Annotated in this window: 29 protein-coding genes; 15 read left to right on the forward strand and 14 right to left on the reverse strand. The window is 44.8% G+C overall.

The genetic code is table 11. The features are described 5' to 3' along the window. Position 1: 1 nt before the first annotated feature. Genes RH46_RS08870 through RH46_RS08900 form a run of 7 tightly spaced genes read right to left on the reverse strand, consistent with a single transcriptional unit; the run spans position 2 to position 4,353 of the window. Positions 2 to 361, reverse strand: coding sequence for an ApeI family dehydratase (locus tag RH46_RS08870; protein WP_006879081.1), 360 nt, complete (start codon positions 359 to 361; stop codon positions 2 to 4). A 14-nt stretch (positions 362 to 375) separates the two neighbouring features. Further along, the gene (locus RH46_RS08875) at positions 376 to 1,749 is read right to left on the reverse strand and encodes an AMP-binding protein (RefSeq protein WP_006879082.1); all 1,374 of its coding nucleotides are present in this window, start codon (positions 1,747 to 1,749) and stop codon (positions 376 to 378) included. A gap of 5 nt (positions 1,750 to 1,754) precedes the next feature. Beyond that, entirely contained in the window at positions 1,755 to 2,315 is a 561-nt protein-coding gene (locus tag RH46_RS08880; protein WP_006879083.1) for a COG4648 family protein, read from the reverse strand. After that, positions 2,315 to 2,572 (reverse strand): acyl carrier protein, encoded by a 258-nt coding sequence (locus tag RH46_RS08885; protein WP_006879084.1) that lies wholly within the window; start codon positions 2,570 to 2,572, stop codon positions 2,315 to 2,317. Before RH46_RS08885 ends, RH46_RS08880 begins: the two co-directional genes overlap by 1 nt. 15 nt (positions 2,573 to 2,587) lie before the next feature. Then, positions 2,588 to 2,848, reverse strand: a complete 261-nt coding sequence (locus RH46_RS08890; protein WP_006879085.1) for a phosphopantetheine-binding protein — start codon at positions 2,846 to 2,848, stop codon at positions 2,588 to 2,590. Positions 2,849 to 2,854: 6 nt separating this feature from the next. Further along, positions 2,855 to 3,628: a lysophospholipid acyltransferase family protein gene (locus RH46_RS08895; protein WP_006879086.1), complete on the reverse strand. Its 774-nt coding sequence runs from the start codon at positions 3,626 to 3,628 to the stop codon at positions 2,855 to 2,857. Next, a complete protein-coding gene (locus RH46_RS08900) occupies positions 3,625 to 4,353 on the reverse strand; it encodes a beta-ketoacyl synthase chain length factor (RefSeq protein WP_006879087.1) in 729 nt (242 codons plus the stop codon). The genes RH46_RS08895 and RH46_RS08900 overlap by 4 nt, the downstream gene beginning before the upstream one ends. A gap of 70 nt (positions 4,354 to 4,423) precedes the next feature. On the opposite strand from RH46_RS08900, the gene RH46_RS08905 reads away from it, so the two are divergent. The 4 genes from RH46_RS08905 (at position 4,424) to RH46_RS08920 (ending at position 7,532) form a co-directional block, all read left to right on the forward strand. After that, positions 4,424 to 4,816: a hypothetical protein gene (locus RH46_RS08905; RefSeq protein ID WP_006879088.1), complete on the forward strand. Its 393-nt coding sequence runs from the start codon at positions 4,424 to 4,426 to the stop codon at positions 4,814 to 4,816. Positions 4,817 to 4,844: 28 nt separating this feature from the next. Beyond that, on the forward strand, positions 4,845 to 5,912 hold the full coding sequence (locus RH46_RS08910; RefSeq protein ID WP_006879089.1) for a methyltransferase: 1,068 nt from the start codon (positions 4,845 to 4,847) through the stop codon (positions 5,910 to 5,912). Between the two features lie 38 nt (positions 5,913 to 5,950). Beyond that, positions 5,951 to 7,198 (forward strand): NAD(P)/FAD-dependent oxidoreductase, encoded by a 1,248-nt coding sequence (locus RH46_RS08915; RefSeq protein ID WP_006879090.1) that lies wholly within the window; start codon positions 5,951 to 5,953, stop codon positions 7,196 to 7,198. 82 nt (positions 7,199 to 7,280) lie between these two features. Beyond that, on the forward strand, positions 7,281 to 7,532 hold the full coding sequence (locus RH46_RS08920) for a DUF3081 domain-containing protein (protein ID WP_006879091.1): 252 nt from the start codon (positions 7,281 to 7,283) through the stop codon (positions 7,530 to 7,532). 44 nt (positions 7,533 to 7,576) lie between these two features. Here the strand turns inward: RH46_RS08920 and RH46_RS08925 are convergent, their stop codons facing one another. After that, positions 7,577 to 7,939 carry a MaoP family protein gene (locus RH46_RS08925; RefSeq protein ID WP_006879092.1) on the reverse strand — a complete coding sequence of 121 codons (363 nt, stop codon included), beginning with the start codon at positions 7,937 to 7,939 and terminating at the stop codon, positions 7,577 to 7,579. Between the two features lie 197 nt (positions 7,940 to 8,136). Between RH46_RS08925 and RH46_RS08930 the strand changes: the two genes are divergently transcribed. Next, positions 8,137 to 9,030 (forward strand): LysR family transcriptional regulator, encoded by an 894-nt coding sequence (locus RH46_RS08930; protein ID WP_006879093.1) that lies wholly within the window; start codon positions 8,137 to 8,139, stop codon positions 9,028 to 9,030. 52 nt (positions 9,031 to 9,082) lie between these two features. Here RH46_RS08930 and RH46_RS08935 read toward each other — a convergent pair whose 3' ends face one another. Beyond that, entirely contained in the window at positions 9,083 to 9,286 is a 204-nt protein-coding gene (locus RH46_RS08935) for a hypothetical protein (protein WP_006879094.1), read from the reverse strand. A 152-nt stretch (positions 9,287 to 9,438) separates the two neighbouring features. On the opposite strand from RH46_RS08935, the gene RH46_RS08940 reads away from it, so the two are divergent. The 3 genes from RH46_RS08940 to RH46_RS08950 are packed head-to-tail and all read left to right on the forward strand — an operon-like array spanning position 9,439 to position 11,685. Beyond that, positions 9,439 to 10,803, forward strand: coding sequence for a DNA-3-methyladenine glycosylase 2 family protein (locus tag RH46_RS08940; protein WP_040895486.1), 1,365 nt, complete (start codon positions 9,439 to 9,441; stop codon positions 10,801 to 10,803). Continuing rightward, positions 10,800 to 11,276, forward strand: coding sequence for a methylated-DNA--[protein]-cysteine S-methyltransferase (locus tag RH46_RS08945; RefSeq protein WP_006879096.1), 477 nt, complete (start codon positions 10,800 to 10,802; stop codon positions 11,274 to 11,276). Before RH46_RS08940 ends, RH46_RS08945 begins: the two co-directional genes overlap by 4 nt. A gap of 4 nt (positions 11,277 to 11,280) precedes the next feature. Continuing rightward, the gene (locus RH46_RS08950; RefSeq protein ID WP_006879097.1) at positions 11,281 to 11,685 is read left to right on the forward strand and encodes a hypothetical protein; all 405 of its coding nucleotides are present in this window, start codon (positions 11,281 to 11,283) and stop codon (positions 11,683 to 11,685) included. Here RH46_RS08950 and nhaD read toward each other — a convergent pair. From nhaD to RH46_RS08965, 3 genes are all read right to left on the reverse strand, one after another. Beyond that, positions 11,678 to 13,114 (reverse strand): sodium:proton antiporter NhaD, encoded by a 1,437-nt coding sequence (gene nhaD / locus RH46_RS08955; protein WP_006879098.1) that lies wholly within the window; start codon positions 13,112 to 13,114, stop codon positions 11,678 to 11,680. The genes RH46_RS08950 and nhaD overlap by 8 nt on opposite strands. A gap of 239 nt (positions 13,115 to 13,353) precedes the next feature. Continuing rightward, positions 13,354 to 15,147 (reverse strand): leukocidin family pore-forming toxin, encoded by a 1,794-nt coding sequence (locus RH46_RS08960; RefSeq protein ID WP_006879099.1) that lies wholly within the window; start codon positions 15,145 to 15,147, stop codon positions 13,354 to 13,356. A gap of 437 nt (positions 15,148 to 15,584) precedes the next feature. Further along, positions 15,585 to 16,490, reverse strand: coding sequence for a LysR family transcriptional regulator (locus RH46_RS08965; protein ID WP_006879100.1), 906 nt, complete (start codon positions 16,488 to 16,490; stop codon positions 15,585 to 15,587). 117 nt (positions 16,491 to 16,607) lie between these two features. On the opposite strand from RH46_RS08965, the gene RH46_RS08970 reads away from it, so the two are divergent. Beyond that, complete coding sequence (locus RH46_RS08970) at positions 16,608 to 18,626, forward strand: alkyl/aryl-sulfatase (RefSeq protein ID WP_006879101.1); 2,019 nt, start codon at positions 16,608 to 16,610, stop codon at positions 18,624 to 18,626. Between the two features lie 73 nt (positions 18,627 to 18,699). Here the strand turns inward: RH46_RS08970 and RH46_RS08975 are convergent, their stop codons facing one another. Continuing rightward, positions 18,700 to 20,004 (reverse strand): dicarboxylate/amino acid:cation symporter, encoded by a 1,305-nt coding sequence (locus RH46_RS08975; RefSeq protein ID WP_006879102.1) that lies wholly within the window; start codon positions 20,002 to 20,004, stop codon positions 18,700 to 18,702. 563 nt (positions 20,005 to 20,567) lie between these two features. On the opposite strand from RH46_RS08975, the gene RH46_RS08980 reads away from it, so the two are divergent. The 6 genes from RH46_RS08980 (at position 20,568) to RH46_RS09005 (ending at position 23,705) form a co-directional block, all read left to right on the forward strand. Continuing rightward, entirely contained in the window at positions 20,568 to 21,188 is a 621-nt protein-coding gene (locus RH46_RS08980; RefSeq protein WP_040895489.1) for a LysE family translocator, read from the forward strand. Continuing rightward, positions 21,170 to 21,454, forward strand: a complete 285-nt coding sequence (locus tag RH46_RS08985) for a hypothetical protein (RefSeq protein WP_006879104.1) — start codon at positions 21,170 to 21,172, stop codon at positions 21,452 to 21,454. Before RH46_RS08980 ends, RH46_RS08985 begins: the two co-directional genes overlap by 19 nt. A 54-nt stretch (positions 21,455 to 21,508) precedes the next feature. Beyond that, positions 21,509 to 21,829: a heavy metal-binding domain-containing protein gene (locus RH46_RS08990; RefSeq protein ID WP_006879105.1), complete on the forward strand. Its 321-nt coding sequence runs from the start codon at positions 21,509 to 21,511 to the stop codon at positions 21,827 to 21,829. 69 nt (positions 21,830 to 21,898) lie between these two features. Continuing rightward, positions 21,899 to 22,357, forward strand: a complete 459-nt coding sequence (locus tag RH46_RS08995) for a YaiI/YqxD family protein (protein WP_006879106.1) — start codon at positions 21,899 to 21,901, stop codon at positions 22,355 to 22,357. Positions 22,358 to 22,366: 9 nt separating this feature from the next. Next, positions 22,367 to 23,326, forward strand: a complete 960-nt coding sequence (locus tag RH46_RS09000; protein WP_006879107.1) for a LysR family transcriptional regulator — start codon at positions 22,367 to 22,369, stop codon at positions 23,324 to 23,326. Positions 23,327 to 23,468: 142 nt separating this feature from the next. Continuing rightward, positions 23,469 to 23,705 carry an HP1242/YdcH family protein gene (locus tag RH46_RS09005; RefSeq protein ID WP_006879108.1) on the forward strand — a complete coding sequence of 79 codons (237 nt, stop codon included), beginning with the start codon at positions 23,469 to 23,471 and terminating at the stop codon, positions 23,703 to 23,705. Between the two features lie 57 nt (positions 23,706 to 23,762). Here RH46_RS09005 and RH46_RS09010 read toward each other — a convergent pair whose 3' ends face one another. Then, positions 23,763 to 24,698, reverse strand: coding sequence for a universal stress protein (locus RH46_RS09010; RefSeq protein ID WP_006879109.1), 936 nt, complete (start codon positions 24,696 to 24,698; stop codon positions 23,763 to 23,765). Positions 24,699 to 24,729 lie beyond the last annotated feature (31 nt).

Consider the following 24,729-nt stretch of genomic DNA (forward strand, 5'->3'; position numbering starts at 1 on the left):
CTTAGCCACCTAACTTCATTTTTCCGGATGAGTGGACAATCAGTCGCTCGTCACTTTGTGAGCTGTATTTAAAGGCCAGCTTACTTTTATCTGCGTCCCAGGTTAGCTCAAGGGTTACTTGTGCGTCAGGCAGAATTGGTTCCTGAAACTTAATCACTTCCATACCTTTGAATGTCGGAGGTGTGTTGAGGTACTCAATCGCGTAATAGAGAGCCCAGTCAATTTGACTGACACCCGGCAATAACGGGAAATGGCTAAAGTGACCACGAAAATCCAGGATATCACCATCGACCTTAGCGGTTATGGTCGCCTGATTATCCTGAATGACTGCATCAATGATGGTTGGTTTTCTTTTATCCATGGTGTTACTTAGTTTTATGATTGGAATAATTTTTCTATTTCAGCGACTTGGCGCTTGCCCTGACTGTTAAGCGGCACTTCATCTACTACCCGGTATTTGCGCGGAATAGCAATCGGCTCTAACCAGTTTCGCAGAACTTTACGTAGAGCGATCCAGAACTTCCCTTTACCTAAGCGAGCCATTTCTTGTTCGCCATTCGCCGACAGTACAATCACTGCACATAGTGACAGACGGTTGCCTTCGGTCTGAGGTATTACTGCACTTTCTTCTATCCAGTCTAGTTGTTCAAGACGTTTTTCTACTTCAACCAGTGAAATACGTTTCTCTTCCACTTTGACAATGCGATCAGTACGACCTTTCAAATCGAAGCAAACTTTATCATGGAAATGACATTCATCGGCAGTCTGGTACCAGTTATCACCATCAATATGTGGTGCACGAAGGCGCAGACAGCGTTCGCTGTTAAGCTCGGCTTCGACACCAGGAAACAGCTGCCATGGAGTGGTTGCTGTGAGTTGCTGACGGTAGGCAATGCCGCCAGTTTCTGTACTTCCGAACACCTCAATCGGTAACAGGCCAAAGAGTTCTTGGCTGTGCAGGGCTGCAGTATTTGCCAAAGGACCACCGGATGAGAACACGCAGCGAAGTGGAGAGCTATCGTGCTCTTCACTAAGACGTTTAAGTAACGCAGGGCTACTGACCAGTGCGGTGTGTTTGTTTGCGTGATGGACTAGCTGTTCTGGAAACTCCAGATTATCTATCGCGAAAGGGCGTGCTGCGCATAGCGGCCACAATAGCCTGAACAACAGACCATAAATGTGCTGATGTGAAACGGTACTTTCGACTCGAGCCCCTTGAAGTTGTTCACCCCACAGTGACTCTAAAATCGCGATTTCACTGTCGAGTTGATTCAGGGTTTTAGTAATGGCTTTTGCCTTACCGCTTGAGCCCGAGGTAAACAGGGTCAGTGTGATGCCATCAAGGGTAAGTGGAGACCAGGCATATTCACGCTGGGTTTCTCCTGTCGTTGCTAATGAAAGCGAGGGGATAGAATCTGCAACAGTAACCGCTTGATCATGGATAAGCAGATCAAAGTGGGATTGCAGTTCACGCACCGCTTCAGGCTGATAGTTACCCGGTAAAACCAGTTGTTTGTTAGCGTAACAGACAGCGAAAAAACCGACTGCGAACAGATAACTGTTACCACAGCATAGGGCAACTCTTTCTACGTCTTGCCCGACGATTAGAGCTCGAAAATGTGCAATATCCGCTTGAAACTGACCCCAGTTGAAGGTGTTATCTGGCGAAAATGCAACGGGGTAGTCGCTCGGTCGCTGTGCATTGAGCAGTTCAGCAATAGAAGAGAAGTCAGCTTGGTTAAGATGCATGATATCTATCGTTCCTTACGGATAAACTGGCGAACAACCCACTCAATTGCAAACAGAGAACCGGCCAGTAAATAACTGATCAGACCGTTATACAGTGTCCAAAGTTCAATAGAGTGAAAACAGGTGTACAGTGCAAACAGTCCGTTTAACGTGAAAAACCCGCACCAAACCGCGGTAACTTTACGTGTGTAACGAACGCCACTCGGGGGTAAATCCGGTTCCTGAAGTCTTGCTAATCGTTCAATAATGGTTTGCGGTTGCCTGAAACTACTGGCAAATACAATCAACATACACAGGTTAACGACGACAGGATAAAAGGTTAGCCAGCCATGCTGTTTAAACAACATACCAAGGCCTACCAGAGAGATTCCGGTTACGGCACTGATTTGTGCAACGTATTTGAGTTCTTTTAATTGGCTGCGGCGGACACTGAGCAATCGAACTCCCAAGGCGGCGATAAGTAATATCCCCACCAAGGAAAAGCCATATTTTTCAATGCCAAAATAGACAGCGAATGGATAAGCGAGCAGGACAACTGCAGACAGAATTGTCAGCAATTGGCGCATTAGGCTTCCTTCAGAAGCTCGGTAACTGCGTTTACTACGTCATCAACTGTACGCACTGTGCTGAACTCAGCAGGTTTGATTTTCTTGCCCGTTACGTTCTGCAGATGAACAACCAAATCCACAGCATCGATGCTGTCTAGATCCAGGTCTTGATAAAGGTGAGCTTCAGGAACGATATCCGCGGCATCAATTTCAAATAGCTCTTCAAGTGCGTCTTTAACTTGGTCAAATACTTGCTGTTTGTTTACGTCTGTCATGAAAGTACCTACAAATTACTCACTGATTTGCGAAGAGATATAGTTTGCCAGATTGCTTACCGATGCAAAATGCTCGCGAGTATTAGAATCATCAGCATCAATAACAATATTGTATTTCTTCTTAATCGCAAGACCGAGTTCGAGTGCATCGATTGAATCTAGCCCTAAGCCGTCACCAAATAGCGGTGCATCGGTTTCAATCTCTTCGACAGTCAGGTCTTCTAGATTAAGCGCATCAATTATAAGTTGTTTGATTTCGTTATGTAGTTTTTCCACGTGGACCTACTTGTGACTTGGGTTTTCTGGAAAGAGTGTCTCTGATAAATGCTGCTGCAAGCGTCGAGCAGCAAGTGTCGGGGACGTAGTTTGCTCTATAAAGGGCTTAACCTCAACTTTATCCTTAACCTCTACTAGGAAAAAAGGCTTAGTTGGGGGTACTTGATACCACTTTTTCTCTTTTGTGAGAAAGCTCGGAGAAACAGTAATGTGTATTAAGCGTAAATCTCGACCAGTTCGCACGGCAATTTGTGCTGAACCGCGTTGAAGTTTTGACTCAACACCAGGAGTCGTGCGCGTGCCTTCAGGGAAGACTAATAACACATTGCCCTGCTCAAAGCGCTGTTCGCATATTGCTAATAAGTCGTCCGGTGTTTCATTAGGAATATAACCAGCCGCTTTGACGATATGCTTCATAAATGGGTTAGCCCATATTGCTGATTTGACTAAACAATCACAGCGTTCTAATTGAGAGGCTATTAATACATAGTCAATCAAGCTCGGGTGATTAGCCACAATCAGGCAATTTCTATCGTTTTTGAGGATGTCTGCGCCGACAATCTGATAATCAATGGCGCCAGTAAACTTCATTAACTTACAGAAGAAATTAAATGACTGCTGTATCGTATTCTGAACCTTATATTCTCGTTCAGTTTTATCACTAATCAATATGCGAATAGCAGGGATAACAATAAAGCTCAGGGTTAATCCCCCTAAGCCAAATACCGAAAAACAGAATCCTGTCGCGAATACACGCCAATATTGACCAAGCTTTGTCATTTTCTTTGCCAGGTCCATATTTGATTTGCAGCAGTGATGGACCACTGTTTGCGATCGGAGAGGAACTGACGAATGAATTCCAGACCTTGCGGTAATGAGCCAGGTTGAGTGTTATCACTCTCCTGTTTCGAAAGCTGATACTGTTCTCCGCTAGAGAGGACCAAACCTAATCCATAACTCTGATATTGCTGGGACTCGTAACCCTGATACGCTTCGGGCACCGGCTGGTCAAAATCGACGACCAGTACTTTATGTTCAGGATGGGTATTCAGGTATAGCCATGCCTCAATCAAAGCACTTTGGAAGGTATTTTCCCCTGCAGATATGGAGGTTAGTGGGATAGGCTTCTTAGTTGCAATCGTCGCTAGGCCAGCAGCGGTATTGTGTACTGATTGTGAGAAAGCCATCGGCGAGGCTTCCTCACCACGTAAGATGTCTTCGACTAATGCGATGCTGCGGTGCAGCTCTCCGTGGCGACTGGCAAAAACCAGATAATCAACCTGGTGTTCATTTAGCAACTCAATACTGGTTTGTACCGCAAGTTTACTAAGATGACTCATACGACGGCGCATCATAGCCGGGATTGCTGTGCTCACTGGCTTTCCATCTTCTGGCCAATGCAAACTATTTGCCCAGCTTTCCCAATTTTGAGACGAGGAAAGTCCGTTAGAATGCGCGAGCCATGCGTCGATGTTAAATGAGATGTTGATATCTGAATTTGGCATAAAAATTTGAATTGTTGTTTTTACAGCGAAATACTATTGCAGACTTACACTTAATTAAGGAATTAATAATATGTCACCACTTAAGTTACTTAGCTCACTATTGTTAGCATTATTACTTGTTGGTTGTGGGCGAGTGCAGCCTGTAATGAATGTTGAGGATACTCCAGTTGGATATAATCTTCAAAGCAAAGAAGTTAAGATGGCGATAATGCGAGCGGCAACAGATCGCGGTTGGATTGTTGAAGAAGTAGGCCCGAATGAGCTTAATGCAAAAATTCACGTTCGCTCACACTACGCTGAGGTGAAAATCCCATTTAACGACAAATTTTACTCAATTATTTATCTCAACTCAGAAAACCTCAAAGCAAATGGTGGCAAAATTCACCGTAACTACAACCGTTGGATTAATAATCTCAACGTAGATATTAAGCGTCAGTTAACGTTAACTGCTTCTGCTAAGTAATAATTAACAACTAATAGTTAGGTTTTTCGTGGTAAACAAAAATAAAGATCCATTCAATGCACTCCAGGCTAAAACGGAAGCTCAAAAGCTCTCATTTGCGCCTATCGTGTTCCATACTGCACGCACTCTGCGTGATTTAGGTGTTCTTGCTGCTCTTGATCAAGCGGGCAGTGAGGGTTTAGATGCAGTTACGATTGCTGAAAAAACCAACGTCTCAGAGTATGGGGTGAAAGTACTGCTCGATATGGCGATCAGTGCGGATATCGTTTTATGGCAAAAACCTAACTATTCACTGGCTAACCTTGGTTTTTTCCTACTCCATGACGGCATGACTAATGCCAATATGGATTTCACAGCAGACGTCTGTTACGCAGCTATGATGCATTTGACGGAAGCTATTGTTGAAGGAAAACCAGCCGGATTAAAAGAGCTTGGTAACTGGGAAACCATTTATCAGGGTCTATCGCAGCTTCCTGAACAAGCGAAGCAGAGTTGGTTTAAGTTCGATCATTTTTACTCAGATCGTTCGTTCCCAATTCTTCTTAAAGAAGTCTTTAAATCGCAGCCAAAGCAGATCGTCGATATTGGTGGTAACACCGGTAAATGGGCGATGCAGTGCTGTGGTTATGATAGTGATGTGCAAATCACGATTGTCGATCTCCCTCAGCAATTGGAGATGGCGATGCAAAACGCTGAACAGCACGGTTTTGCTGATCGTGTTACGCCATTTCCTGCCAACATGTTGGATAAACAGCAAACCCTGCCAGCACATGCGGATGTCTGGTGGATGAGCCAGTTCCTTGACTGCTTTTCGCCAATGGAAATCTTGAGTATTTTAAAACGGGTCCAACAGCAGCTGCGTCAGGGCGATACGGTTTATATTCTTGAACTGTTTTGGGATGCTCAGAAATACGATGCGGCCTCATACAGCCTTAACGCGACATCGTTATATTTCACCTGCTTAGCCAACGGTAATAGCCGTTTCTACCGCAGCGATGATTTCCTTGAGATCATCGAAGAGGCAGGACTTAAAGTGGTAGAACGAACCGATAATATCGGTCTTGGCCACACCTTATTAAAGCTGACGTCGCAATAGTCGCGATATCCGACCAAGAGCAACATTAAAAAATAACTATGAAAAAAGAATCTACTCAAGTCGTTATTGTTGGTGCCGGACCTTCTGGTTCAACGGTATCTGCGCTACTCAATGCACAGAACATTCAGGTTATCGTGATTGAAAAATCTGAGTTTCCGCGTTTTTCTATTGGTGAGAGCCTGCTTCCTGCATGTATGGAAGTGGTCGAGCAAGCGGGGATGCTGGATGCGGTTAATCAATACGGATTCCAGTACAAAGATGGTGCCGCCTTTAGACGTAACGGCGTTTATACCCAGTTCAACTTTACCGACAAGTTCAGTTCAGGCCCGGGTACGACCTTCCAGGTTCAGCGTGGTAACTTCGATAAAGTGTTGGCCGACAGTGCTGTTGAGCAAGGTGTCGAAATTCGTTATCAGCATGAGCTGACTGATCTGGAGTTTATCGGTAAACGTTCATTGTTGACGGTGAAAGATCAAGCTGGTGACAGTTACCAAATCGAAGCTGATTATGTGTTAGATGCGAGCGGCTTTGGCCGAGTATTACCACGTATGCTTGATCTGGAAGAGCCATCATGTCTGCCGCCACGTAAAGCGATCTTTACCCATATCGTCGATAATATCGATGCTCAGGATATCGAGTACGATCGCAATAAAATTCTGATCTCAGTCCATCCTGAGAATCATGACGTCTGGTATTGGCTGATCCCATTTTCTAACGGTGTCTGTTCTTTTGGTGTGGTTGGTGAACCAGAGTTTTTCGAGCAGTACCCACAAGATAAAATCGCGGCGCTTAAGCAACTGGCTAGTGAAGAACCTGGCCTAGCTCAACTGCTTGCTAACTCAGAATACCCGAACCCTGCGGGCGAATTAGGCGGTTACTCTGCTAACGTCAAGCACCTGGCTACAGAACATTATGCACTGCTAGGTAATGCGGGTGAGTTTCTTGACCCTGTATTCTCATCAGGCGTAACCATTGCGATGAAATCAGCTCACTACGCTGCACAGTGTGTCGTACGTCAGCTTAACGGTCAGACAGTTGATTGGGATAAAGAGTACGCGCAGCCGCTAATGGTTGGTGTAAATACCTTCAGAACCTACGTCGAAGGCTGGTACAACGGTATGCTTCAGGACGTTATTTTCTATCAGCAGCCTAATCCACGTATTAAGCAAATGATCAGTTCAATCTTGGCTGGCTATGCTTGGGATACAGAAAACCCTTACGTTAAAAACAGTCAACAGCGACTTGCAACCTTAGCGGAACTGGTTCGAGAAAATAAAAACGTCTAGATATTGATACCGCTCAAGTATCAAGGTGGCTAAACAGCCCATTTCTGCTCATACTTTTTAGTGTAAACACAGGAGGTTGAGTATGAAAAACGAACTTGATCCGGGCAAAATTCTTCAGGCGTATGAAACAGTTATGGCCAACGGAACGCCAACTGAGCATGGTAAGATGTACGAAGGTGTTGAGGCCTTCTCCGATTACGATGGCTACAACGTCTATATGCGGGGTAATGGTGTCGAGCTAAAAGTCGGCTTTCACAACACCTACCATCTCGATTACGACCAAGAGCACTTGCGCGATAGCTTTCTTAAGAAAGTGGCCATGCTTGCTAAATAGATAAAGCCCTGAACGCATTACGCTCAGGGCTTTTTATTTGGTGCTTAATCTTCTTCAACCAGACTTACGTCATCTGAGTACTCGTCGACGCTGCTAGCATCAGGCTTAGTACGACCATTAAGCGTGTGGAAGCGCTTGCGACCACGAGCCAACTGAACATATTTAAGCCATACACGTTCTAGTTTTGATTTCGCCTTACCAGGGTTGACCAACACTTTAACGAAGTGCTTCTCTTCAGAGTTTTCTGGTTGTAAATCACCAGACTCTAAACCAAGCATAGTATCGCCATAAAGCGTTAGGATTTCTTCCTCAGCAAGCGTAAAATCGCCAGACTTAGCGAATCCGCGTGGGAACTTAGTGTTGTCGTAAAAACGTTTTTTGCCATGACGAAATTCAGTGTCAGACATTTTGCTAGCCTCTAATTAAACCTACATGGGTGACCTAGAGCGAAAAGTAGGCGTAAAATTAACAAAAGAAAAACAAAACCTTTTTATCTTTACTATTGAATAGTTTTATTAAATTTAGATAACACTTTAGTGACCTGAAGATTATAAAAAATCCCCGAACTTGCTAACCTTACAAGATTGTCGGTAGAGGAAACCCAATGGACGTAAAAGTCTTTAGAACGTTTTTAGAGCTGGCTCAGGTCAGACATTTTGGTAAAGCGGCAGAAAATCTATATATCACCCAAGCTGCAGTCAGTGCGCGCATCAAGCAACTGGAAAGTTACTTTGATACTCAGCTGTTTATTCGCGATCGCAATAACATCAAATTGACCTCTTCAGGCGAAAGATTGATCGGTTATGCAGAGGTCATGGTCAGCACGTTGCAACAGGCTAAACTAGAGCTTTCTTTAGAGAGTGGTAAAGCATTACAGCTCACTTTGGGCGGCACACCCAATGTATGGGATGCCTATCTGCAAAACTGTCTTAGTCTGGTTACAGATGAGTTTGAAGGCTATGGCTTTATGGCTGAGATCATGGGCCGTGAAGTGTTAACTCGCCAACTTCAAGAGCGTACTCTGGATATGGCCTTTGCTTTTGACCAGATTAAGGCCGATGAACTCAACTGCAAGAAAGTGGCAGATGTGATTCTTGTACTGGTATCAACCCAGCAAGATACGTTAGATACGGTATTTGAAGATAAGTATGTCTATGTGGATTGGGGCACCAAGTTCGCCTCTGAGCACGCTGAACGTCACCCTAAAATACCAGCGCCTTATCTGCGTACTTCAACGGCCAGGATCGCTTTAGACTTCATCCTTGAAAAAGGAGGAAGTGCTTACTTACCAATCTCCTTGGTTGAACCATTTCTAGCCAGTGGTCAGTTGTTCAAAGTGCAGGATGTTGATGATTGGTATCGCCCAATCTACCTGAGCTATCGTAAAGCGAGTACATCGGTAGATGCGATTAAACAGGTTGAAGAACTGGTTAAAACTATCGACCCGGTTACGGCCTACAGCCTGCAACAGATGGCGGATTTACCTGTCGACGAGTAAACTCCCTGCAAGACGAAGCCTCGCTAATGCGAGGCTTTTTGTTTTTGATCTCTTACAGGCTCATTAAGCTCTCAATTGACTCCTCGATACTTAACTCATGGTAACTGCGTATTGATTGGCCATCGAAGGCGTCAATCATAATTCTATCGATATTGGTGGGACCGTGCTGGTCAATAATGCCTAAGGTTTGTTCGACGCTGTCACACGTCATAGTGAGATCGTCTTTCAATACAACTGTGCACGAGTGTAAATTCATAGCCAACTTCCTTATTATTTTTTAAGGTTTCACCAATAACTTTAGAAGAAGAAAACGGCTTGGCAATTCCATTCAGTTCCGAAAATGGCTAGTAATTCTTGTTAACCGATTTAGAATTTGAATAACAGTTTGAAGCGTATCGGAAAAAGCTTATGGCTCAGGGAACGACATTTTTAACAAAAAAGGATTGCCATACCGCGAGAATGGCGCGAGATAGCCGCTTTGACGGCCGCTTTTACGTAGCTGTAAAGACGACGGGCATTTTTTGTCGACCTATCTGTCCGGCTAACTTGCCCAAAGAAGAGAATGTTGAATATTACTTTGATAAGGCATTAGCCTTAAAAGCGGGTTATCGGCCGTGTTTACGCTGTCGACCGGACAGTGCGCCAAGCTCTTGGGCCTGGAAGGGGGTAGAAGTTACGTTTCAGCGCGCGATTAAAATGATTGAGCAGGGAGAATTGCATCACTCCTCTTTGGCTGATATGTCAGAGCGACTTGGCATTTCTGATCGTTATCTACGTAAGCTGTTTAATCAGTACATAGGGATGGCGCCAAAACAGTATTCGCTCTACTACCAACTGATGTTTGCTAAGCAGTTGCTGCATACCAGCCATTTATCTATCACTGATGTTGCTCTGGCAAGCGGGTTTAATAGCGTACGGCGTTTTAATGATGCTTTTAAACAGGAGCTCAAGCTGACGCCTTCACAAGTGCGCAGAAATACCGCTACGTTATCGGAAATAAACCATATTGACCTGGCCTATAGAGGGCCGTTTGACTGGCAGCATATGCTTAGCTTCTATCGCTTAAGAGCCATAGAGGGATTAGAGCAAGTAGGCGATAACGACTATCAACGTTATTTCGAACTCGATGGGCACTCGGGTTGGTTCTCGGTCTCTAACCCGAAACCGGGCATTGTCAGATTGCAGTTTAAGTTGGACGATATCGCGCGGTTGAGAGCTCTGGTTAATCAGGTAAGGCGGATGTTCGACCTCGACAGTGACTTGGTGCACATCGAGCAGCATTTACAGACCATTGAACCAAGATTGATTAAGCAATCAGGTATCCGAATTCCAGGAGTATGGAGCCCTTGGGAAGCTGGGGTTAGGGCTATTTTAGGTCAGCAAGTATCGATCAAAGCCGCCATTGGTCAGCTTAACCTACTGGTGACTACCTTGCAGCCACAAAGTGTTAGTCATTTTCCGACACCTGCGGAAGTGAGTGGTGCGGATCTCTCCTTTCTGCGTATGCCAAACAGCCGCAAAGAGACTTTAGCTCGCTTTGCTGACTACATGAAGAGCAATAGTGATGCACCTCCTGAGTCTTGGCTCGATCTCAAAGGCATTGGACCGTGGACGGTTAACTATGCTCGTCTGCGCGGTGCATCAGAGCCTAACTGTTTTCTCGATAGTGATTTGGTGGTTAAAAAGGCTCTTAATCAGTTTCCGAATCTTACCTCTGATAACGTTTCTCCTTGGGGAAGCTATGCAACTTTTCATTGTTGGAGTCACGCATGACCAAGTACTACACAACATTTTTATCGCCACTGGGAAAAATGACGCTTCAGTGCAATCAGCAGGGATTACTAGGTGCCTGGTTTGAAACCCAGACTACTCAGCCTGATGAACTAGGGATTTTTACACAAGATAATCCTATACTTACAAGAACTATCATACAGTTAGAAGAGTACTTTGCTGGTTCACGAACTGAGTTTGAATTGCCCATCGCAGCAGTGGGCACTGTGTTCCAGACTCAGGTCTGGAAAGCACTGACAACCATACCATATGGTGTAACATGGAGTTATCAGGATCTGGCGAATGCGATTGGCAATCCTAAAGCGGTCAGAGCGGTGGGGCTGGCGAACGGCAAGAATCCTGTATCTGTAATTGTTCCTTGCCACAGAGTGATTGGAAAAAGTGGTAAGTTAACCGGATACGCTGGAGGCGTAGAGCGCAAAGCTAAGCTTCTGGATTTAGAGCAATCGGAGTAATGGAATGGCACGACAGGTAGTAAACACAGCGATGGTGATATGCGGTTTGATACCTGTCGCTTTGTCAGGGTGCTCAGAAGAGAAGGCTGAGCGTCTTCTAAATAGTCAGACCTACTCGTTCGTAGGGGTCTTTGAGAACCCGCACAACAATGATCTGCTTGAGTTTAAAGATGCCAAAGTAACTTTCATTACCGAGAATCAGCTCGATTTTACCAAGCCCTTTGAAGTAAAAGATAACTACCTGACGATACAGATGCGCAATAGTTCTAAAGAGAAGCGTGAAGATATTGTGATGAGAATTCACGGTAACGCTGAGGTACTGACCTGTAACGTCTGTGCTAAATACCAGCTTTCCAGCACGTGGCAAAAGAGAGACTTTACTCCTTTGCCACGTGAAGTCGTTAAGTAAACAGCCCGCCATTCATCATCAAGTGAGCCGCAATACTTGCCACGTAACCTATGGCAATAACCGGCATCCATTTTAAGTGACCAAAGAAGGTGTATTTGCCATGGGCTGCCCCCATTAGTGCTACGCCTGCTGCAGAACCAATTGACAGCAGGCTGCCACCCACACCGGCGGTCAGAGTGACTAATAACCAGTTACCCATGCTCATGGTTGGTTCCATAGTCAGTACTGCAAACATCACCGGGATATTATCGACAATGGCAGACAGGATCCCGACCATTACGTTGGCCCAGATAGGATCCCATTGGCTATACATGACCTCAGAAATCATACCCAGATAGCCAAGCAGGCTTAGACCGCCAACACACATAACCACACCATAGAAAAACAGTAAAGTGTCCCACTCGGCGTGAGATACACGTCTGAATACATCAAATGGAACCACTGACCCCAGACGCTTTAAGGCATGGTCATCACGGTTCTCAATTGCGATGGCTGCTTTCTTGTGTAGCGAGGCCTTGAGCGTCTTACGTAGGAAGAAACCAAAGAATTGCAGATAAGCAAGACCCATCATCATGCCAATCACTGGAGGGAAATGCAGCACTGCGTGGAAAGCGACGGCGGTTGCGATGGTGAGAATAAACAGCGCAACAATACGTCTTGCCCCACGCTTCAGTTCAACATGCTGATGTACAACGTCCGGGCTGGCATCAGGAATAAAGAACGACATGATGATCGCGGGTAGCACGTAGTTGATTACCGAAGGAACGAACAGTGGCATAAACTCAGCAAATGAGACATGGCCGGCCTGCCAAACCATCAGAGTCGTAATATCACCAAATGGACTAAACGCGCCTCCCGCATTGGCAGCGATGACGATATTGATACAAGCCAGATTAATAAATTTGGTGTTATCCCCCGCGACCTTCATCACCACAGCACACATCAACAATGCTGTGGTAAGGTTATCGGCGATAGGCGAAATAAAGAAAGCAAGAATACCCGTTAGCCAGAACAGGGATTTAAAGTTAAACCCTTTACCTACCATCCAGGCTTGCAATGCATCGAACAATCGGCGTTCTTCCATGGCGCTGATATAGGTCATCGCTACCAGCAGGAACAGCAACAATTCAGCGTACTCAAGTAGGTTATGTTCCAGTGCTGCTTTAGCGATCTCGATCTGGTCATATTGAGAGTAAACATAACCGATCATTGCCCAGATCAAACCCGCCGCGAGCAAGACGGGTTTCGATTTCCTCAATTGCAAATACTCTTCTAACATCACCAAGGTGTAAGCGATGGCGAAGATGATTAACGCCGCATAGCCAATGGTGGATTGTGTCAGGGGGAGAACTTGTGTGGTAGAGGAAGCAGCAAATGTCGAAAAGGGTAGTAAAAAGAGGGTAATAAAAAGGGACCACTGCAATTTCATACTTTCACTCCTTGGAAAGCCGATTGTTATTATCGTCAAACCATTCTAGAGAGGTTCTTGCTTTGGTTATGTGAGATAGGTTGGATCTGATTGCATTCATTAACCATTTGTGATCTAAATGTTTATTTTTGGTGGCTATAACAAGCAGAGTATTTTTCTTATAGAAGAAAAGATACACCCCTGACATTTGAGTAAGTTGTGTATCTTTTTGTCTTTAGTGTAACTCTTACGACGAAATATTAGTTAAAGAGGTTGGTATAAGAAGTCATCGTCCTTACACTGACTTGTGAGTCGTCATAGTTATATAAACCGAGACTACCAGTGGTTTTATCGTGTCCAAGCTTTTGGTCAAAAAAGATATTTTTCAGGTTGTCGCTGTTTTCTAACCACTCCCAGCGCTGGCTTAATTTCATCGCACAGGGTTGCAATCTATCCAGTGATTCTCCGTCGAGACATTTCTTGTTCGCTGCGCTCACGTAGCGACCAAACTGATCATAGATAAATGATTGTTGAGGACTATTAGAAAGACAATTGCGCGCGCTTAGCGTACCGTTGCTACTCGTTTGAATACATCGGTTATTAAAACTCGCAAGTTGTAGATTGACAGGTCGACCTCCCGTAAATACAGGGTGTGTCCAATCGACGGTGAAGCTGGTGTTAACATTAATTCTTCGGCGTGGAGTGTTTTCAAAAGCATGGTAGGAATAGTGATTACCAAAGAAGTAATAGTGGTAATAACGGCCGTGATAGAATGGACGCATGTTGACCGAAGACCCAATGGTAAAGCGTGTGGTTCCCGTTTCATTTGCATTGGCTTTATAGATAACATCCATTTTTGGGACAAAACCTGAGTACGAAATCGGGCTTATACGGTTGAGATCAACAGGATATCTATCCCATACAAACACTGTATCGCTTCGTCTGGTCAGCAAAGAGTCTGCGGTCCGAAATTGATCTCGGTTCCACTTGAAAGTTATGTTTCTTGGCCCATTGCTGCTACGTTCAACACGATAATCGGACGTGTTAAAGGTTAGCCAACGGCTCTGATTATAACTCGCGCTCGCTTCTAGTTTTCCCTTAGCGCCATCTAAACCGCCGGATGTCCCTAATTCGAAACCAGATATTTCTCTTACTTCATATTGTGAGTTGATGTTTGATCTGGGGAATGTTTTTAATACCTGTGCTTTGCTATTCGAAGCATTAAATGTGAATCGATAATCTTCAGCGATAGCGTCCGTTACCCATTCTGTGTCGTAACCATTTGCAAAACCTGACAGCCATCTAGTTGCCTTAACAGTATCGAGTTTATTGTTCAGGTTAATCCCAGCGCCGGACGATTCGTCATCTAAGCTAATACGAACGATTTTTGCGTCGGGAGTTGCTGAACCTGTTGTACCATATTGCAATGAACGTGCGAGATTAACTCGATAAATTAAAGATATATTAGGAGAAGAACTGCAAAGGTACCTTTCAGTGTTGTTTGACTCAAAAAGTCGGGATACTTGAAATCGACATTCATTGAATGTTATCTGTCGATTGACGCTTAAATAAAATGCTACGTGTGGAAGAGTCGCGGTGTTTTCCGATCGAGCAAATGAAGACGTATCGGTCTCAGTACTCAGTTCCAAATTACTCACGTTAGGGTCATCTTCATTATCGACAGGAGAGAACAATAATTTACCCTTGTATCTACTGATTATGAGGAAGTCACTGTCAAAAGTTAAGCCAAATTGTTGCCTCAACATTGATTTCGCTTGTTGCTTTTTTTCCTCGTCTTCAATCATGCTGAAGTCGACAAGATAGCGATGGTTTTGATTTAATATGTCATCATTAGCTATTGCTATGGATGGGATATTAGTCTCCTCGGTAAACCAATTATCTGCATTAAAATACCTCACCTGGCTGCTATCTTGAAGGCTACTAAGCATCTGGACTGCTCTGCCTTGCGGTTCGTTAATATCCGCTTGCGCAGTGTTAATAAAAGCTAAGCTTGCAAGGATAGCTATAGTATTGAGTGCTCTGTTTCTCGGCATCAAAATACACCTCTATGTAATCATTAATCTAATTAAATCTGTTTTCCCTACACTAGTATTTTCTATCTATATTAATAAAAGGATAGTGACTATTGATAAGGGAATTAAACAGATGACCTAAGCAGTTTTTAGATAACTACTTAGGCAGTATTGATACATGGGAAGCTAATATTGATAACCTCGTTATTAATTGTTTTGACTCAGCGTCCTATTGAAATATTTGTTATTTTTCAGTTGTTTCATTACTTAACCCATTTTTGATGATTAATCCGTCAGTTAAAAGTGGCGATATTTGAACTAGTATTACTAAAAGCATTTCCATTTAATGTAAATAAAAGGTGATCACTGTGTTAGCGAGGTGTAAATTGGCGAGACCTCAATATTTATGCGTTGGTTCCATTATTTTATTAGGATATTTCTTACGTAAGAAATATTTGTCAGCTGATGAAATAGGATTTGAGTTTATTACGTAGCCATTGGTTGGCCGGGCTGGCTTTCATCCTGTTATGTGCCATGAGGCGGTACTTGACTGGAATACTGGTAAAGGGAGCATCCAATACCTGTAAGTCCAGCCGTTCGGCAAATTGGTCAGCGAGGCTTCTTACTACCGCGGCTAGGCAATCACTATTCGATATCATCGTCATCTGGGAAACCAGCGAATCGCACTCCGCAGCCACCTTTCTTTCACCAATTGACTCTTCAGTGAAATAGTCGGCAAGATAAGCCTGTTCACGCCTCATCTTAAGCGTCACGTGTTTTTCGGCATAGAATTGCTCAAGGTTAATCGTCTGCTTAATTCGCGGATGTCTTTTACGGGCAATGATGCAGATTTGATCGTCAAACAAAAACTCAGAGAAGAACGAAGGGGCAGAGTAGTTAGCAAAATCAATCGCCAGATCCGCTTGCTGTTGATTGAGGTTATTAATTAACTTTTCTTCACTAGATAGCGTCGGGTGGAGCTCGATCTCTACGTTACCCAACTCATTATCAGCCTCTATCCTGGGCAGCAGAGCTAACATAATTGGCTCTGTAGTGTAGACGACAAAGCGTCGCGGGTGCTCGGGTGTAAATGCCTCAATCCCTTCAATCGCGTTATGTATCTGGTTTAGTGCCGGCTCAACCTGACGTGCCAGCTCCTGCGCTTGGTGAGTCGGAGCAATACCTCGTCCGGAACGAACAAATAACTGTACGCCGAGCTGCTGCTGTAGGCGTTTTAGTACCCCACTTACTCCGGGTTGGGTTAACCCCAGTGCTTCAGCGGCGATGGTGATTGAACGATGTTGGTAAACACTAATAAAAATCTTCAATAGATTGAGATCAATACCTTCTCTACTCACAGCCATTTACTCCTGATACATAACAATTCGCAATGTTTCAAATAAAGTTTCATGCATATATTTAGATGTGTCAACGGAATAAAGTAGTCCTGTACCCAACAACGAGACACTATGAGGCTCACTATGACTACCCGTTTTGCACCCTCTGCGATTTCATTGGCATTGATTGTTTCATTTTCAGCTACGGCGGATTACGCCAGCTTAGAAAGCTACCAAGGTAACCCTGCCACAGAGCATACCAAGCTGGCTAATCAGGAACTCGCGCAGCAACTACCTTGGCAGGATGTGACAGCTTTTGAGCGTACTCAGAAAGGTCTTATTGCTGAGTTTGGTAATCATGAAGCGGGTGAGCTGAAAAATCGTTTCGATTACATGGCTGACATGAGCCTTGAGCAATTACCAGCTACGGTAAACCCATCCATCTGGCGCCAAGGTATGCTCAACTATGCGGCCGGTGGTTTGTATCAGGTAACCGATGGCGTTTACCAGATTCGTGGTGCTGACTTGTCCAACATGACTATCTACCGCACGGACAATGGCTACGTGATTCACGATCCTTTGCTCTCCAAACAGGCTGCTGCGGCTTCCTGGGAATTTGCCAAAATGCATCTGCCTAAAATTAACGGTGAACATAAGATCACGGGCATGATCTACTCGCATATGCACGCTGACCATTTTGGCGGCTCGCGTGGCATCATAGAGTCTGGTGACTTCCTTGAAGGCGCGCCTATCTATGCACCAAACGACTTTATTAAAGAGCTGGCAGATGAAAATGTGATAGCGGGTACTGCGATGAGTCGTCGTGCTAATTATCAATACGGCACCACCTTAGATAACAACCCGCAAGGTATTGTTGATAATGCACTTGGTCTTGGAACGTCACGTGGTGAGGTGAGTCTGGTTGCTCCAACAGAAGAGATTGCAGAGCGTGAAAAAGTGATCACCATTGATGGTCTGGAGTTCCACGCGATTAATATGCCGGGCGCTGAAGCACCTGCAGAGATTGTTCTTTATGTCCCAGAGTATCGCTCACTCAACACTGCCGAGTTAACTTACGATGGTATGCACAATATTTACACGTTCCGTGGTGCGAAAGTTCGTGATGCACTGGTTTGGACCAAGTATCTGACAGAGTTGAAACTGCGCTATGTCGACAGTGGTCTGGTGGATAACATCCATGCAGCACACTCGGCTCCGGTGTGGAATGATGCCAATACTGAAACCAATGAAATCTCTGACTACATGACACTTCAGCGTGACAACTATGGCTTTATCCATAATCAGGCGATGCGTCTGGCGAACCATGGTGTCACGATTCATGATGTGGGACGAGAGATTGAAAAGATTGTTCCTCAGTCACAGCAACAAACCTGGCACACCAATGGTTACCATGGTTCGTACAGCCACAATGCGCGTGCAGTGGTCAACTTATACCTTGGTTACCATGATATGAACCCGGTCAACACTAACCCACTGCAAAGTAAAGATAAGTCTTGTGTCTATGTTGAAGCGGCTGGTGCAGACACCTTGTACAAAGCGGGTCAGGCACACTACGCCAATGGAGAGTATCAAGAGGCATCACAGCTGTTTAACGATCTGGTGCAGTGTCAGCCAGACAATATCGACTACCGTTTCGCGCTAGCAGACAGCTTTGAACAGCAGGGTTATCAGTCTGAAACAATGGCATGGCGTAACTCGTACCTACAAGGCGCTGTAGAACTGAGAACTGGCGAAGTTCAGCCTTCGATCAAACTCGCTTCTGCTGATGTGATTGCTAATACGCCAACAGGTATGTTCCTCGACTTCCTGGCGGTGAGACTGAATGCTGAAAAAGCCGAGCAGGCGGGACTGGACTTCAGCTTTGGTGTTCATCACCCAGACATCAACGAGCGCTACTTTGGAGAAGTGTCTAACTCGAACATGGCGAACATTGCTGTCGAGAAAATGCCAACCACGGACGTAGAGTTAGTGATTAACAAGAGTGATATGACTGACATGGTGCTGGGTAAAGCTTCACTTGAGCAGTTGGTGAAAGCAGGTAAGGTGACAATCAAGGGTAATGCGGACCTGATTAATCAGCTTACTAAAGCGCTAGATGACTTTGACGGTATGTTTGAAATCTTACCTATGCCAACCAAGTAATTCTGGTCGATAAATGAAAAACGCCTCGATAGTGATATCGAGGCGTTTTATTTTGTCTGACGCGAGTTAGCGATTAAGCTTCAGAGCGTTTTAAGTGAACTTCTTCTTCAGCCGCACCTGCCATTGGGTCGTTGAAGCGAGATTCATCAAGTGCACCTTCAGATTTAGCAACAATGATGGTTACTGCGCTGTCACCTGTAATGTTCACTGCGGTACGAATCATATCCAGCAGACGGTCAACACCCATGATCAGTGCAATACCTTCTAGTGGCAGACCTACCTGGTTCAATACCATTGCCAGCATTACCAGACCAACGCCAGGAACACCTGCTGTACCGATAGAAGCCAGGGTTGCAGTCAGGATAACCATTAGGTAGTCGCCCATCGTCAGGTCAATGTTGAATGCCTGAGCAATAAACGCTGTCGCAACACCTTGCATGATCGCCGTACCGTCCATGTTCACTGTTGCACCTAGAGGTACAGTGAATGATGAAACGCGGTTCTCAACACCCATGCGGTTTTTCGCCGTTTCCATGGTGACAGGAATCGTTGCGTTTGAAGAAGCTGTAGAGAAGGCAAACATCACCGCATCTTCCATTTTCTTCAGGAAGGTGATTGGGCTAAGACCAGTAAAGCCTTTCAGCATCAGGCTGTAAGTCACCAGACCATGCAATAGAAGCGTACCTGCAAGTACAAGGAAGTACTCTGCAAGGTTAACAATTGCACTTAAGCCCAGGCCTGTAAACAGCTTCGCCATCAGGAAGAATACACCGTATGGTGCCAGATTCATCAGAATCGCAACCAGCTTCATGATCACGTCATTCAAATCAGAGAAAAATGAAGCGATGCGTTCGCCTGGTTTACCTGCTGCACTGATCGCAATACCGAATAGCACGGCAAACACGATTACCTGGAGCGTTTTACCTTCAGCCATCGCGCTAATTGGGTTAGTCGGGAACATATCGATGATCACCTGACCAAGCGACGGAGCTTCAGCAGATTTGAATGAGCTTGCCGCTGTTAGGTCAGCGCCTGCACCCGGTTGGAATAGGTTACCCATAGTCAGTGCTAATGTGATAGCAACTGCCGTGGTAGCGATATAGAAAGCAAGCGTCTTGCCTCCCATTCGACCCAGAGTAGAAAGGTCTTTTAATGAGCTAGTACCGCAAACTAGTGAAACAAACACCAGTGGTACAACAAGCATTTTTAAGCTGGCAACAAAGATCTGTCCACCGACTTCAAATAATCCATTTACAATGTATGCATCGACAAATCCGTTGTCAGCAAATAGGCTGCGAATCGCAAATCCTGTCAAGATACCAGCAACCATACCGATGATAACACGGCTGGTTAGCGACATTGGCTTCTTGGTATTCATAGAGAACACTCCTTATAGTTATGCACCCTGAGTTCATTTCAAGGCGAGCAGGAGGTTAGCAGGCGAATTAAAAAATAAGAAAGCAAAATAGCGCAGCGGATTTGTAGATGTGATCAAAATCACTAGGATTTTATGGTATTTAACCTTTTGTTAACCAAAGTAATTAAAATATTTATCTGTATAATTGCAAATCTAACATGGAAAATCCCGCCTGTTAAAATTATTGCCTTTCTCATTACTTGAGAATCAAAGTGCATATAGTGATAGGACCAGTCGAGACATGCATATATAGTCATGAGTTATTCAGTTGTGATAATACAATCCGATACCTCTTATAACCCTTTTTCTATCTAGGGTTATCGCTACTAAGCCACCAATCATCACTTCATTATTGCGCCCCATGCTTTGTAGGGACTGTGGAATGAATCATGGTTACTAAACGAATTTTTATGTAGTTGAGTAGATTTTTGATTACTAGGTAATAGCTCAATAGGCGTATGGCGTTTAACTGAACATTGCATTATGTTAGATCTCATTACAAAGACTCACTATCTAACCGTTTTATGAATACTGCTTTGCTGGGAATGTTTATTCCGACTTTTTTCTTTGTCTCCATTACGCCGGGGATGTGTATGACACTTGCGCTGACATTAGGCATGAGCATTGGTTATCGTCGCGCTCTATGGATGATGGCGGGTGAATTGGTCGGGGTTGGCTTAGTGGCAATTGCGGCTGTGGTTGGTATTGCGGCAGTTATGCTCAATTACCCGTGGTTGTTTGTGGCGCTTAAGTTTATTGGTGGCGGATACCTCTTCTATCTCGGCATTCAGATGTGGCGTTCGAGAGGCAAACTGGCGATTAATCTAGATGAACAGTCTGCCGTTCCTCATAGCGACTGGGATCTCGTGGTTCAGGGTTTTGTCACGGCCATTGCCAATCCGAAAGGCTGGGCATTCATGATTTCTTTATTACCCCCTTTTATCGATCAAAGCGCCAGCCTTGTACCGCAATTGGTGGTTCTGGTTTCGATCATCCTGATCTTTGAGTTTATCTGTATGACGTTATACGCCACCGGTGGTAAGGGACTAAAACGTCTGCTTGGTCAGTCACAGAATGTTCGTTTGATGAACCGTATTGCCGGAACCCTGATGATGGGCGTTGGTGTATGGCTATTGATGAGCTAACCATGAGCCTGATGAAACGAATTAAAACCAGTCTGCTTGAGGTGCTGGATTTTCAATCCAGAGTCTGGGTGGTCAGTGTTTATGCGGGTGAGCATAAAGGTGAGTCTTATATCGTTAATGAAGATGGCTTCTCCGAACCCATGCAGTGGATGAAGCGCAAGGGTTACTCAGCCATCATGATAGAGCAGATAGAACAAATGAAGCGTTCTCAGGTCAAAGAGTTTGAACTGGAGAAGGTTAAGCATCGACTGATGCGCGTGAAATAGCCGCTTGCCTTTACTCAGTGACCATCTCTACAGATAAGTAACAAGGAGCATTACATGATTAAAACCACCACTTCTGTTGTTGAAGGTCGCCCGGTACAAGATTACCTGGGTGTAGTTGTCGGTGAAGCGATTTTAGGTGCCAATATTTTTAAAGATATGTTTGGAGCCATTCGCGATGTTGTCGGCGGGCGCTCCGGAGCCTACGAACGTGAAATGGGCCGCGCACGTGAAATCGCGTTTGAAGAGATGGAGTCGAAAGCACGCGAGCTCGGGGCTGATGGTATTGTCGGTATTGATATCGACTATGAAGTGATAGGTAGTGGTGGCAGTATGATGATGGTGAGTGTCAGTGGTACCGCAGTCAAATTCAAATAACACTATTAAGCATTGGTAAATTGCGGTCTAATGGCCGCGTTAACGCCGAATATTGAGGAATAGAGTTTGATGAAAATTTGGGTAGATGCGGACGCCTGTCCGGTAGTGGTTCGTGATATTTTGTTTCGTGCGTCTGAGCGAACAGGTGTCGAAGTCACTTTAGTGGCTAACCAGTTTATCCGCACACCAGCATCACCAAAAGTCACTATGTTGCAAGTGCAGGCAGGCTTCGATGTGGCAGACAACGAAATCGTCAAACGTTGCCAAACGGGCGACTTAGTCATTACCAGTGATATTCCGCTGGCGGATGAGATCATCACAAAAGGTGGTCATGCACTGAGTTCACGCGGCGAGATGTTTACCAAGGAGAACATTAAGTCACGTCTTAACATCCGAGATTTTATGGAGACCATGCGCAGCAGTGGGATCCAGACGGGTGGGCCTGCACCGCTGAGTCAGGCTGACCGTCAGCAGTTTGCCAACCATTTAGACAAATGGTTAGTACACTGGCAACGAGCACAAAAGTAGGGCTGAATTATGGCGTTGGTCAGTCAACTCTCTCTGTTTATTGATGTTGTTCAGCAAGGCTCTTTTACCAAGGCGGCTGCGCTAAACGATATGGATAACTCAGCGTTATCTAAGCAGATCAAAAAGCTTGAAGCAGATCTGGGCGTGCAGTTGCTTAACCGTTCGACGCGTTCATTCTCACTGACTCCTGCCGGAGAAGAGATCTTACAACAAGCGCATAATCTGGTTGGTACTTTGCATCATGTTCAGTCGATAGCGGATTCCTACCACGCTCAGCCAAAAGGCAGAATTCGTGTTACTGCCCCTTTTCATATTGGGCAGAACCACCTTCAGCCAGTGATCACCGAATTCCTTAAAACTTACCCAGATGTAGAGATAGAACTGCTGCTGGACGATAAGCGCTCAGACATAATTTCTGATCACTTTGATGTGGCATTTCGTCTTGGTCGTTTGGATGACTCGAGTCTTATAGCGCGTAAAATTGCCGATATCAGAGCAGTGATTTTAGCGTCCAATAAGTTTATTGAGCGTTATGGTGAGCCTAAGACTCCTGAAGAGTTAGTTAAGCTGCCTTCTGTGGTCTACAGTAACCGTTCATTAGTTGTTGATACTATGAGACTGAGCGACCAACCTGGCAGTGATACCATTCTTAATTACAAAATGAAGGGTAACTGTAAGGTGAATGATATCAACACGCTCATCGCTGCAGTGCAGGATGGTGTGGGGTACGCGACTGTCTCGTCATCCAACCTTAACCGTTCTATTGTTGATATGAATCTAACGCCGATTCTGACTCAATATACTTTATGTAACAGTAACCTTGCGTTATATGCCCTTTACCCACACCGCAAACAGACAGCGCTGGTCAAAGCGTTTATTTCAGCGGTTGAAGCTCATATAGGTAAACCGCCAATTTGGGAGCAGTACATACCTAATTTTGATCTTCTCTATCGAAAAAAGTCGCGTTAATCGCGACTTTTTTAGCCTCACAAATGGGAATTGTGTAGTTTTCGTGTCATGCAGTGCGGAAGATCTCATTAAATCAAATGGTTCGCTGTTATGGTTAAAAAGTAACCAGTTGTATTGTTTTTGATAAAGGAAGGTGTTTTATATGCTCGGTGAAGATCACTCTCTACTAAAGGAATTCCCACAACATAAGCAAACAATTTTAGCCTTAGCGAAAGAGAACCCAGAGTTCGCAGAACTAATGAAAGAGTACAATGCTCTTGATAAAGATATCCGTAAACTGGAACTTCGCGACTCGCCAATCAGTGACGAAGAAATGCATCTCATGAAGCACAATCGATCTGAGATGAAAGACCGCCTGCATCAATATCTTATTGCTTAGTTAGCGACGACACAGTTCACTGAAAACAAAGGCCCGTTTAAGGGCCTTTGTTGATAGTTAAGGTTGGACAGGTGACTTAAATGAGTCAGGTTTAAGAGTAATGACCGAACAATCGAGTTTGTTGAGCATATCTTCGGCGGTATTTCCGAGCACAAAGCCAGATATTCCTGAGCGCGACATCGATCCCATCACTACCAGATCCATCTTGTTGTCAGTAACGTATTGAGGAAATACCTCGCGAGTTTCACCTTCCAGTAAAGCAGTATGAATCTCGGCGTCACTGTCGGCATAAGGTGCGAGTAAGTCATTAAGCCGAGTCAGACGTTCTTCACGCAGTTTTTTGGCCAGTAGCGCGATTTCGATATCGCTATAGCCACTCCAGTCTCTGAGAAAGCCTTCCGATTCAAGTTGCCACACATGGCACAAGGTGAGTGTCGCTTTCATTTTCGTACAGAACTCGACCGCCATCTCTACCAGTTTGGTATTGAATTCATAGTAGTCAGAGTTAGTAAGGTCTATAGCAGCAACCACCTGCTTGACTGGTGCTGAAACTTTACCCAGCGACCAGATTGGCGTTTCAGATTTACGCATTAGATTAAGCGTGTTACTACCGCGTTCACACGCTTCTTTTTTGCTCTGACGATAAGAGTCGATAATCACCATAGAAGCCCCCAGGTGACTTGCCTCTTTGATGATCTCAATAAACGGCACACCAACGTCGACCTTGCTAGTAAACTGGATATTAGGATATTGACTGTTCAGGTTGTGAATGTGTTGATTCAACGCATCATGGTAGTGTTTGGTGGCGTGATCAAGCACATCGAGCGTTGAGCCTGATAAGTGGAAGATGTCTTTGTATTCCGCCAGTTCTTTAATGACGAGTTGTAGCGTAACTTTTGCGCCGCACTGATTAGCAAACTGAAATGCTTGGTGGTGTGAGTCATTGAGGTCCTGCTCAGGCGCAATCGGTACCAATAGCTGATTGAAAGCCATATTACCTCCTGCAATAAGTGTCGAATTCCAA

Source organism: Vibrio brasiliensis LMG 20546 (genome assembly GCF_000189255.1).
Taxonomy (GTDB): Bacteria; Pseudomonadota; Gammaproteobacteria; order Enterobacterales; family Vibrionaceae; genus Vibrio; species Vibrio brasiliensis.

Bases quoted from the DNA above. Each gene is read 5' to 3' on its own strand.
- RH46_RS08940 (WP_040895486.1), top strand. From the start codon at position 9,439: ATGGCTCAGGGAACGACATTTTTAACAAAAAAGGATTGCCATACCGCG.
- RH46_RS08930 (WP_006879093.1), top strand. From the start codon at position 8,137: ATGGACGTAAAAGTCTTTAGAACGTTTTTAGAGCTGGCTCAGGTCAGA.
- RH46_RS08900 (WP_006879087.1), bottom strand. From the start codon at position 4,353: ATGCCAAATTCAGATATCAACATCTCATTTAACATCGACGCATGGCTC.
- RH46_RS08990 (WP_006879105.1), top strand. From the start codon at position 21,509: ATGATTAAAACCACCACTTCTGTTGTTGAAGGTCGCCCGGTACAAGAT.
- RH46_RS08895 (WP_006879086.1), bottom strand. From the start codon at position 3,628: ATGACAAAGCTTGGTCAATATTGGCGTGTATTCGCGACAGGATTCTGT.
- RH46_RS08970 (WP_006879101.1), top strand. From the start codon at position 16,608: ATGACTACCCGTTTTGCACCCTCTGCGATTTCATTGGCATTGATTGTT.
- RH46_RS08975 (WP_006879102.1), bottom strand. From the start codon at position 20,004: ATGAATACCAAGAAGCCAATGTCGCTAACCAGCCGTGTTATCATCGGT.
- RH46_RS08980 (WP_040895489.1), top strand. From the start codon at position 20,568: ATGAATACTGCTTTGCTGGGAATGTTTATTCCGACTTTTTTCTTTGTC.
- RH46_RS08995 (WP_006879106.1), top strand. From the start codon at position 21,899: ATGAAAATTTGGGTAGATGCGGACGCCTGTCCGGTAGTGGTTCGTGAT.
- RH46_RS08960 (WP_006879099.1), bottom strand. From the start codon at position 15,147: ATGCCGAGAAACAGAGCACTCAATACTATAGCTATCCTTGCAAGCTTA.
- RH46_RS08945 (WP_006879096.1), top strand. From the start codon at position 10,800: ATGACCAAGTACTACACAACATTTTTATCGCCACTGGGAAAAATGACG.
- RH46_RS08925 (WP_006879092.1), bottom strand. From the start codon at position 7,939: ATGTCTGACACTGAATTTCGTCATGGCAAAAAACGTTTTTACGACAAC.
- RH46_RS08950 (WP_006879097.1), top strand. From the start codon at position 11,281: ATGGCACGACAGGTAGTAAACACAGCGATGGTGATATGCGGTTTGATA.
- RH46_RS09000 (WP_006879107.1), top strand. From the start codon at position 22,367: ATGGCGTTGGTCAGTCAACTCTCTCTGTTTATTGATGTTGTTCAGCAA.
- RH46_RS08885 (WP_006879084.1), bottom strand. From the start codon at position 2,572: ATGACAGACGTAAACAAACAGCAAGTATTTGACCAAGTTAAAGACGCA.
- RH46_RS08875 (WP_006879082.1), bottom strand. From the start codon at position 1,749: ATGCATCTTAACCAAGCTGACTTCTCTTCTATTGCTGAACTGCTCAAT.
- nhaD (WP_006879098.1), bottom strand. From the start codon at position 13,114: ATGAAATTGCAGTGGTCCCTTTTTATTACCCTCTTTTTACTACCCTTT.
- RH46_RS08985 (WP_006879104.1), top strand. From the start codon at position 21,170: ATGGCTATTGATGAGCTAACCATGAGCCTGATGAAACGAATTAAAACC.
- RH46_RS09005 (WP_006879108.1), top strand. From the start codon at position 23,469: ATGCTCGGTGAAGATCACTCTCTACTAAAGGAATTCCCACAACATAAG.
- RH46_RS08880 (WP_006879083.1), bottom strand. From the start codon at position 2,315: ATGCGCCAATTGCTGACAATTCTGTCTGCAGTTGTCCTGCTCGCTTAT.
- RH46_RS08965 (WP_006879100.1), bottom strand. From the start codon at position 16,490: ATGGCTGTGAGTAGAGAAGGTATTGATCTCAATCTATTGAAGATTTTT.
- RH46_RS08870 (WP_006879081.1), bottom strand. From the start codon at position 361: ATGGATAAAAGAAAACCAACCATCATTGATGCAGTCATTCAGGATAAT.
- RH46_RS08905 (WP_006879088.1), top strand. From the start codon at position 4,424: ATGTCACCACTTAAGTTACTTAGCTCACTATTGTTAGCATTATTACTT.
- RH46_RS08915 (WP_006879090.1), top strand. From the start codon at position 5,951: ATGAAAAAAGAATCTACTCAAGTCGTTATTGTTGGTGCCGGACCTTCT.
- RH46_RS09010 (WP_006879109.1), bottom strand. From the start codon at position 24,698: ATGGCTTTCAATCAGCTATTGGTACCGATTGCGCCTGAGCAGGACCTC.
- RH46_RS08935 (WP_006879094.1), bottom strand. From the start codon at position 9,286: ATGAATTTACACTCGTGCACAGTTGTATTGAAAGACGATCTCACTATG.
- RH46_RS08920 (WP_006879091.1), top strand. From the start codon at position 7,281: ATGAAAAACGAACTTGATCCGGGCAAAATTCTTCAGGCGTATGAAACA.